We start from the raw sequence: 8,862 nt of genomic DNA, 5'->3' as shown, positions 1-8,862 counted from the left end.
TGTCAATTCTGCCTGGATCTGAGCTGCAACCTTTTCGGTACGGTTCTGTTTGATCATTCGAAAAGCCTCCAGCGAAAAAGAGACGATTGATTTGATTTTTCCCATCGATGTCGGCAGAACTTGTTGAAGTGGCATCACTTCATCCACGAGACCCATTTTGAGCGTCTCTGCGGGCGGAAAGAAATCACCGGTATCCAGGATCTTACGCACGCTGCGGTCATCAACGATCTGTCTCAGTATGCAATCCGCAGGATATGGCAGCGGCACGCCGAGCTTGATCTCGTTGAGCCCCATTAGTTTCTTGCCTTCAGAAATGAACCGATAGTCACAGCATATTGTAAGGATGCAGCCACCGGCAACGGCGTGTCCGGTGATCGCAGCCACTACCGGCTTGGGAAACGTATACATTTCAATGCAGAGCTGATTGAATGCATGGTAGAATTCCGAAAAATCCTTCTCTTCCAGGTTGATCAATCCAGGGATATCAAAACCTATGGAGAAAAACTTCTCGTTCGCGCTCGTTAATACCAGACCCGATATTTCTGTATCATTCTTTGCGGCTTTCAGATAATTGAAAAGTTCATGTATCAATTCAAGATCTATCGCGTTGGTTGTCTTTCGCGACAATTTGACTACTGCGACATCCTCGTCAGTCACAACCTCAACGTGCTTCATGACTGAGAACCCTTTGTCTTTTCCGTTCTCTTTATTCGGATGAGAGAAATAACATCTCTCAAATCACTTTTGTTCAATACTCGCTTGTACAACCATTTTCCGTCATGATACTGATGTGCTGAAGTAAACAGCATTCGGGTGCCTTCATTAAAATCATCATAACGTTCCTGGAATTGGGCGATTTCCTTCTTTCCCAAAGTCACAAGAACAGTGAATGCTTTCGATTCTGGAAACAACACGCAGAGTGTCTTATTTTTTCGTCTGTATTTGAAGCACCAGCCGTATTTCTGTCCCCCGAAGAGCAACACAGGCACATGATCGTAATTCACCTTTAGAAATGTTCTAAGTTTTTTCCAGAGTGAACTTGCCCGCGTTCCCAGCGTTGTCATCATAGTCTTCTCTGTTGGCTTTCTTATTTCGGTGAGAATCCGTCCGTATTTATCGTTCATGAATTTTTTCCGCCTGACAACTCATTCCTGGCGCCATCTGTCTAACTTAGGGATGATCTCTTCGGCCATCGCACGGGCTTTTTCCTCCGGTATCTGCATATGCGATACGGCAAGCTCCACTAATTTATCTATCTTTTGCTCCATAGTAATCCCCTCGTCGGTGAAACCACCATCTTTGAAGCAGAAACAGCAATACTCACCGTTCTTTGTGCCGTCGGCATTAGAACCGAAATCTTCATCTTTCTGCATATGCATACCACAACTCTGGCATATGATCGCTTCACTATCCATCCCTGTAGCCTCCCTTTTTTATGTGTTTTGTTTCTATACTTTTCTCTTATTCTATGCGCTCAGAAATTGCTGTCAATATATTCGCGCAGGGCGAGATTGTTTCGTCGCCCTTCGACAAGCTCCTCTCGTCTTGACTCGGGAAACGCGGGACTCATCGCAATGACATGTAAGAATTTTCATGTTCACTTAGTTTCATCTTGCGGCAGCGTTATTTTCTCGCCGAGTCTGTAATAGGCGAAATCACCGCCCGTTGTCCACGCTATCAGCTTGACGCTCTGCATATCGATAGTGCCATCAATCGCAAACTCTGGATCAACATAAGATTTAACCACTCTGCCAATTATCCCTTCATTCGGATCGTAATCGAGCATCTCGGTAACACTACACTCCATATTCAGAGGACACTCTCTTATCATCGGCGCCGTTTCGAGATCACCATAAAAATTGTGAAAGAGCTGCGATTTATCGACATCCCGGCCGGACTTGCTGCCGCAGATCACAACTTCTTTTATCATTTCTTCTGACGGTATATTCACGCTGAATGTCTTGTTTTCCTGAATACCGATTCTAGTATAACGCTTCTTATAAAGACTGAAAAAAACATGTTTCCCAAAATCAAATGGCGACATATACCCTATTACTGCATAATTTGGCCGCCCGTTAATCAATGTACCTACAAGCGCTACTGGCAATGGATTCAATATGTTTCCCTCAACAACTTTTTTCATAAAATACCTGCCCTTTCATGTTTTTTGAATAAAGTCTATCCGGACTGGAGACCATGCATCGACCGCGCGCACATGTTCGTTCTCCGCGTATGCAGCATGAGGCGCGTTCGAGGGGATGGCGATGACTTCGCCAGGTCCTACACGTACAACACGGCCATCTATTTCGAAGAAAAGTTCCCCTTCAATGACGAAGGTTATCTGCTCGCTCTCGTGCTTGTGTCTCTCGAACTTTGTGCCCGGGGCAACCTCAAAATAAGTGAGCATCGCCCTCTCCAGGGGAACAGCCAGCATTCTGGCTCCAGGGACACTCTCGGCGAGATCCTGCATGCTTTTCGGCACGTAATAGATATCCTTGTCGATGTCCTTAGCCATACAGATTGCAGTCTCCGGGCACAGCCTCCTGAATTCATCTGTCATGCGGATCTCATCTGGTAATCTATTTCGATCGACATCAATAAAACCCAATTTGCGGAAAAGTTGATCGGCCGTTGTGGTTAAAAGATAAAATCTATTGACACCTTTGAGCCGGGCATACGCGATAATCCCATCGTATAGTTTCCTGCCAATACCTTTGTTCTTGTGTGAAGCCTTGACGGCGAGCGACCGGAGAAGTGCTATCTCGCCGTATACTTCCAGACCGACAGCGCCGACGACGGCATTATTATGCTCTGCTACAAGAAAGTTAACAAGGTGTTTTCCAACATCTTCGAATGGCAGTTGAGATTCTCTGAGCAGTTCCCGTATCCGTGCCTCGTCGTCAACGACCGCACGACGAATCTGAACATCATTCATATTCAGTACTCCTTGGTCTTTAAACAGATGATCCAGACCTATCTTTCCTCGTGTAATATTCGAGAACGCTAATGGCGAAACGGCTTGTCACCGTGGCCGGTCCGCCACCCATTTCCATGCCGACCTCGATCGCTTCAAGGACCTGTTCTTCTGTTGCACCCGCATTCAATGCTTCCCGTATGTGACACTGCATGCATGACTCGCAATTTACCACCACTGATATACCGATGGCGATCATCTCCTTGAATTTCCTTTCGAGTGCTCCGCAGGAAAACGCCGCTTTCTCCATTTCGAGAAACGCCTCATATGTCCTGGATCTTCTTGCTTTCAAATAGTCATGCGCGTACTTTCGGCCTTTGATGATATTGTTGATCTTTTCTTTATCCTGTTCATTCATATTTCACCTCATCTGTTCTTTATCAGGCGAACACCCTAAAATCTTAGACATAATTAGCCTAAAAGTAAAGCAAATATTTTGCCTTGATCGCTCCGATTTGATACTGGTGTTCCAATGAACCATATTCATCCTGTGCGCGGTAATCATTCAATGCAACATAGAGCCATGACTTTGGTAGGAAACGCCATGAAAAGAGGAAGCCAAAACGGTTTGAGCATAGATCCGTATTGCCGAAGTCACCATCAGGAGCATTGAATACCATTTCACTGAACACCTCGATCCTGGTGTCGCCGTTGAAGAAGAAGGTAATATTAGGACGCAACCGCGGGGTGATAGATGTAACATTGTTCAGGGTATCCCATTCGATCCACATGTTTGCACTGATACCCGGGTTGATCAACGGGTTGATGGCGAAGTTGTATGCGAACCCCGTGGAACTACGGTAGGCTACATAATCTTGACAATAATTGTACATGTATCCGAGACTGGAATTGATTTGCAGATAATACCCAAGGAAATTACCAGATAATGATAAAAGCAATTCCTTTCGGATGTAATCCACATTGGCTTCGTAGTAGGGACCAGCGAGCAGTTGCAGAGTGGCAGATATGTTGTTACGGAATGTCGGACTGATGATCACTACGCCCAGCTTTGACCAGTCACCGTGTCCTGCTTCCCTTACTGTCTTCATCCCACCCGCAACATGAAGTGTCCTGACAAGACCTCTGGCATATTGCATGAAGGGACCCGTATACAGTGTAAGCTTCTGTCTTCCTACCCAGGGAACGAACCCAACATCCTCGACATCAAACGAATCATGCACTGCCTCAACCGCCGCCATCGTTCTGAAAATACCGACATCGCCAAAATACCCGGATGAAAATGCCCAGCCTACCTTTCCATTCCGATTGCTTCCAGCACCCTGTATGATGAATTGATTACGGCCGGACCGGTATACCCCATCAAGGCCCGCAGCGTAGCTGTAATGTTCTCTGTCAGTGACTGAACCGCTGAATAGTATGCCAATGTCTGAGTTGTTGAAAACCCGCCGCTTCGCCCTGATCGTGCCGAACCATTTATCCGGTTCAATGACTGAATCATCGGGTACATAATCGTCGGTCCTGACGATCAGAGCACCTGCATTCCAGTCCGCAGTTTTGTTGGTGAGTTTTAATCCGGCAATAATCGGCACCGCGTCACCGTCGATAGATTTGCCGATCCTGCGTGAGTAGAATATGTTCAAGGGCTGGAAGAAACCCTTTCCGGGACCGAAATCAGACATCCGGAAAATGTCAGCTCCTTCAAGGAAGAAAGGTCTGCGTTCTTGTAAGTAAACAGGATACTGGTCAAGATTAAGAGTATAAGGATCGGATTCAATATGTGCGAAATCAGGATAAAGCGTCCCGTTCAGCGTCATTTGAGAAGTCAAGTCCCATTTCAGGTTCAAACTTACACTGGGTTTGAGGTGAGTAGAATCGCTCAAGAAATTCTTATCGTAGCGTAGATAACCTTCAGGATAGAGTTCAAAATGAAAACCGGTCACGCGGGGGTTAACACCTGTCAGAGTACCCCATTTAGAAATCAAATCGCCCTCGGCCTGTAGAACCTCGGTCCAGAAATCCGCTTCGCCCGTGAACGGAATTCTGCGCTTGAATTGCACTCCCCATTCAGTGAGATCATTCTTGTATCTTATCGATTTGTAAGGGATTCTTATTTCCACCTCGTAACGGTCCTCGTATAGCCTGATTCCCCGGAACCAAACTCCTTCCCACGAATCATCATTGGACCGGCCGTCGTCAAATAGCCAGCCATCCCAGATCTGGTCGCTCGCGAAAACCCAGAAGTAGTATCCGGTCGTCTTGCTCCCGAAGGGATCGATCTTCACGGTGATATCGTCCTCTTCACCAGTGGGACTTGATACAGGTTTCCGGTTCCCCGTATAACACCTGAAAGCGAAATATATGTTAGCCTCATCCTGCAGAACATAAACTACTGTTCTCTCGGTCGGTGGGGTCTTCTCATAGGGGGTATATTGTACAAATTCGTATGCAGAATCAGCTTGCTGCCACAAATCTTCTATGACACCGTCGATCTTCGGTGGATTTTCGGTGAACTTCACGGCGATTGACTTTCCATCACTTGCCGTCAGTGAGGTTATCAGAAGCAATAGCGCAAAAGCCATTTTTCCTCCATTCATATATACCAGATCGCGCGGCGCTTCACTGGTTCACGAAATGTCTTAACCCATTGTATTCAGGAAAGTGCCTATCATTACGGAACCCGTTATCTGCGATCTCATTTACGATCCTTTTGATCTCATTACTGCGACGTCCCCGGATCTCAAATCTGACCACCGAATTCGTTCTGAGGCCGTTAAAGATTTCCCGCGGGACAGCCAAACAGGTTGTGTTATCAGACCCTGGTATTCTGACCGAGATACAGTACCTTATATCCGAGTAGGAACTGGAGAGTCTATGCTCCAGTTCCTCATCAATGACAAAGAAACCGGTGTCATGAAGCACAGCATCATTAGTTTCCTCCGCAAGCATCACCGCTTTGCTCGCCGTTTTCAGCATCAGAACGTGTGAGCAATGTTCCCTACAACCGGTCACCATTTTGTATTCAACAACCCCGGTCTCGATCCTTGGCGCGTAGCCGATGAAAAAAACGCTCGCAATCAGCGCCAAGCCGACAACGATGCCGCGCGGGAGCACCCATTTAAGGAAACCCTCCGTACACGGCATCTTTCTGGCAATATTTTTAAGCATGTTAGTCTACTCCTTGCTATACAATATGTCTTGCACTAATCTGTTTCTTCCTAACATCATTTCCGGGCTTCAATGTAAACGCTAACAACAACATCCGACAGCGTTTTGAATTCGTCGGTAGTCAATTTGAGCGCATTCCTGGCTGCTTCATCATCCTGTGGCTCACCGCAGCTTGCTGCCTGATTGATCTTGAACTCGACGTTCTTGAATCCAGCCGATCGGACCGCGCTCTTGTAGTCGTCGATATGTATCGCACCGGCAACACAACTCACATAAGCCACCATGTTTTCCTTTATCTTTTCCGGCAACTCGCCACGTAACGCCAGGTCGGATATCGCAATCCGACCGCCAGGTTTGAGCACGCGGTAGGCTTCTTTCATTACTTCGAGTTTATTCGGCGCCAGATTAATGACACAGTTTGATATGATGACGTCAACCGTATTATCGGCCACTGGAAGGTGCTCAATCTCACCAAGCCTGAATTCCACATTGGAGAAATGACCCTTCTCGGCATTTTCCCTGGCCTTGTCGATCATCTCCGGTGTCATATCAACGCCAATGACCCTGCCATCGGGACCAACCTTCTTTGCGGCCAGAAAACAGTCAAACCCAGCACCCGCGCCCAGATCGAGTACAGCATCACCGGGTTTCAAACTGGCAATCGCGACCGGATTACCGCAGCCAAGACCTAAATTGGCGCCCTCTGGCACTGACCCAAGGTCCTGCTCATCATATCCCATGCTTTTGCTCTTTGCGTCACTGCAGCAACTGCTCTGCTGAGCTGGCTGCGGACCGCAACATGATGTACGCTGCGCCGTCTTGGCGTAGCTCTTGCGTACTACCTTCCTTACCTCATTGTCCTTCATTTTTTTCTCCTTTTTCTTCAGTATTGCCATCAAATTCCTCTATCAGTGGAATGAAGACACTTCGTAATGAATCAGCAAGCTGCTCGACACGCATCAGTGAAATACAGAGCACACGGCCATTCTTTTCCCACGATATTACGGCGAATTTGTTGCCAGCCTGAATATCGGCGTTTTCCCTTATTTCCTTGGGCAAAATCATCTGACCTCGGTCGTCGATCGAAATGACCGATTCCACCCTGCAGCATTTCTCTCCATTTTTCGAGCCATCCGAGCGAGTTTTGTCCTGCCTTTGCTTCATTTTCCATCTCCTTCGCACAATCCGTCCATGCTCATTTTATAGACAAATCAGATTATACTGATTTATGCGAATTAGACAACAATTCAGCAAAATGGTTTAGTGGGAAATGCGTGATAGAAGGTCTCAAAAGATCCAAAGAAAAGGGCGGGGTAGCGCAGCGCTACCCCGCCCCGGGAAAATATCGTTATTGACTTACCGGCTTACATGACCTTACCGACCCTTGTCAGGCGTATCTCCTTCCACTGCCAGATTTTGATTATATCAAACAAATTCTCACCCTCCTGCCCCGGATCAAAAGAGAAGAATACAAAGAGAGGTAACCCCTTAAGGTACTTTGTGTGCAGCGGACCCCAAAAGCGCGAATCAAAGGATGTGTCGCGGTTGTCGCCCATGGCAAATACGCAATCCTCAGGAACAACGACGGGGCCAAAATTATCCCTCACCTGCAAGCCTAATATATCTCCGAGCGAACCTTGTTCCCATTCATTTTGGTAGATGGTGTTGTCAACCTCGACGCCTCGAAAAACGCGCCGGTCGCTGTGCTGCGCATAAGACTCGCGTAAATACTCTCCATTCACGTAAAGCGCTTTGTTGACGACCTCAACCGTGTCGCCTGCTACTGCCACGCATCTCTTGACAACGGTCTTGTTCTCGAAAGGTGATGCAAATGCGATGATCTCTCCTCTCTTCGGATCCCGTCCCCGTATTATGGGAATCTGCTTGTTCGTAAATGGCACAGGGATTTTTACACCGTATATGAATCTATTAACTAGCACTGCGTCACCCACAAGCAGCGTCTTCTCCATTGAACCGCTGGGTATCACCATCGCTTCAACAAAGGTTGCCCGAAGAACCATCACTATCGCTATCACCACGAGCCAGGATAGAATATACCGTCTTATCTTCTTACCCATAAAGAATTATAGGGGATTTTGACCGTTAGTCAATTGGACAAGCGTCCGGTTACGGCTGCCAGCGGAAGCGCAATAGATCAACATGATCCTCATCATCGAACACCACACCTTCGTCTTCCAGCATCTTCTTCTGTAATTCGTAACCGCGACCTCGTTTCAAAGATATGCTGCCCTTACTGTTGATGACACGGTGCCACGGTAACTTTTCCTTGTCAGAGCTTGAATGGAGTATATATGCAACCTCTCGAGCCGCCCTCGGGTTCCCTGCGTAATCGGCGATCTGCCCGTAGGTTGCGATCTTCCCGCCTGGTATGCTTCTGATAATCTTTACCACTCTTTCGTAGAACAGACTATCTATCCCTATATCCATGTTACTCACACCTGCTTATATCTGAAACAGTCTGTTGTATGATCATTCACCATCCCCACTGCCTGCATGAATGCATAGCAGATGGTCGGACCAACAAAGCGGAACCCTCGCTTTTTGAGGTCCCGGCTCATTGCCCATGATATCTCTGTCTGGGCCGGCAATTGTGAAAGCTTCCTGCAACTATTTCTGACAGGCCTGCCGCCAACGAATTGCCAGATATACTTGTCAAAAGATCCGAACTCCTTCTTTACTTCAAGAAACCTCCGGGCGTTCTCTATGGTCGCCTCAACCTTGAGACGATTTCTTATAATGCC

13 protein-coding genes are annotated in these 8,862 nt (G+C 47.2%); all 13 read right to left on the bottom strand.

Going from position 1 to position 8,862, the window contains the following annotated elements:
* On the bottom strand, positions 1-675 hold a 675-nt coding region (locus tag OEV79_11790), incomplete at its 3' end, for an enoyl-CoA hydratase/isomerase family protein (protein MDH4212117.1).
* On the bottom strand, positions 672-1,124 hold the full coding sequence (locus OEV79_11785) for a DUF3788 domain-containing protein (GenBank protein MDH4212116.1): 453 nt from the start codon (positions 1,122-1,124) through the stop codon (positions 672-674). The genes OEV79_11785 and OEV79_11790, both read right to left, overlap by 4 nt.
* Positions 1,125-1,145: 21 nt before the next feature.
* Positions 1,146-1,415, bottom strand: coding sequence for a zinc ribbon domain-containing protein (locus OEV79_11780; GenBank protein ID MDH4212115.1), 270 nt, complete (start codon positions 1,413-1,415; stop codon positions 1,146-1,148).
* Positions 1,416-1,597: 182 nt separating this feature from the next.
* Positions 1,598-2,143 carry a flavin reductase family protein gene (locus OEV79_11775; protein MDH4212114.1) on the bottom strand — a complete coding sequence of 182 codons (546 nt, stop codon included), beginning with the start codon at positions 2,141-2,143 and terminating at the stop codon, positions 1,598-1,600.
* A 15-nt stretch (positions 2,144-2,158) separates the two neighbouring features.
* On the bottom strand, positions 2,159-2,935 hold the full coding sequence (gene arsN2, locus OEV79_11770; GenBank protein ID MDH4212113.1) for an arsenic resistance N-acetyltransferase ArsN2: 777 nt from the start codon (positions 2,933-2,935) through the stop codon (positions 2,159-2,161).
* 19 nt (positions 2,936-2,954) lie between these two features.
* Entirely contained in the window at positions 2,955-3,332 is a 378-nt protein-coding gene (locus OEV79_11765) for a carboxymuconolactone decarboxylase family protein (GenBank protein ID MDH4212112.1), read from the bottom strand.
* Positions 3,333-3,390: 58 nt separating this feature from the next.
* Positions 3,391-5,514, bottom strand: coding sequence for a carbohydrate binding family 9 domain-containing protein (locus OEV79_11760; GenBank protein MDH4212111.1), 2,124 nt, complete (start codon positions 5,512-5,514; stop codon positions 3,391-3,393).
* Between the two features lie 37 nt (positions 5,515-5,551).
* Complete coding sequence (locus tag OEV79_11755; protein ID MDH4212110.1) at positions 5,552-6,100, bottom strand: hypothetical protein; 549 nt, start codon at positions 6,098-6,100, stop codon at positions 5,552-5,554.
* 56 nt (positions 6,101-6,156) lie between these two features.
* Complete coding sequence (locus tag OEV79_11750) at positions 6,157-6,966, bottom strand: arsenite methyltransferase (protein MDH4212109.1); 810 nt, start codon at positions 6,964-6,966, stop codon at positions 6,157-6,159.
* Positions 6,953-7,264 (bottom strand): HgcAB-associated protein, encoded by a 312-nt coding sequence (locus OEV79_11745; protein MDH4212108.1) that lies wholly within the window; start codon positions 7,262-7,264, stop codon positions 6,953-6,955. Before OEV79_11745 ends, OEV79_11750 begins: the two co-directional genes overlap by 14 nt.
* A gap of 200 nt (positions 7,265-7,464) precedes the next feature.
* A complete protein-coding gene (gene lepB, locus OEV79_11740; GenBank protein MDH4212107.1) occupies positions 7,465-8,178 on the bottom strand; it encodes a signal peptidase I in 714 nt (237 codons plus the stop codon).
* 49 nt (positions 8,179-8,227) lie between these two features.
* A complete protein-coding gene (locus OEV79_11735) occupies positions 8,228-8,548 on the bottom strand; it encodes an MGMT family protein (GenBank protein MDH4212106.1) in 321 nt (106 codons plus the stop codon).
* A gap of 5 nt (positions 8,549-8,553) precedes the next feature.
* Positions 8,554-8,862: DNA-3-methyladenine glycosylase I (locus OEV79_11730; GenBank protein MDH4212105.1), on the bottom strand; the 309-nt coding region annotated here is incomplete at its 5' end.

The organism is candidate division WOR-3 bacterium, assembly GCA_029858255.1.
Taxonomy (GTDB): domain Bacteria; phylum Hydrothermota; class Tepidihabitantia; order SM23-42; family SM23-42; genus SM23-42.
Note: the sequence above shows the minus strand (reverse complement) of the source record. Positions and strands in the feature narration are given on the sequence as shown.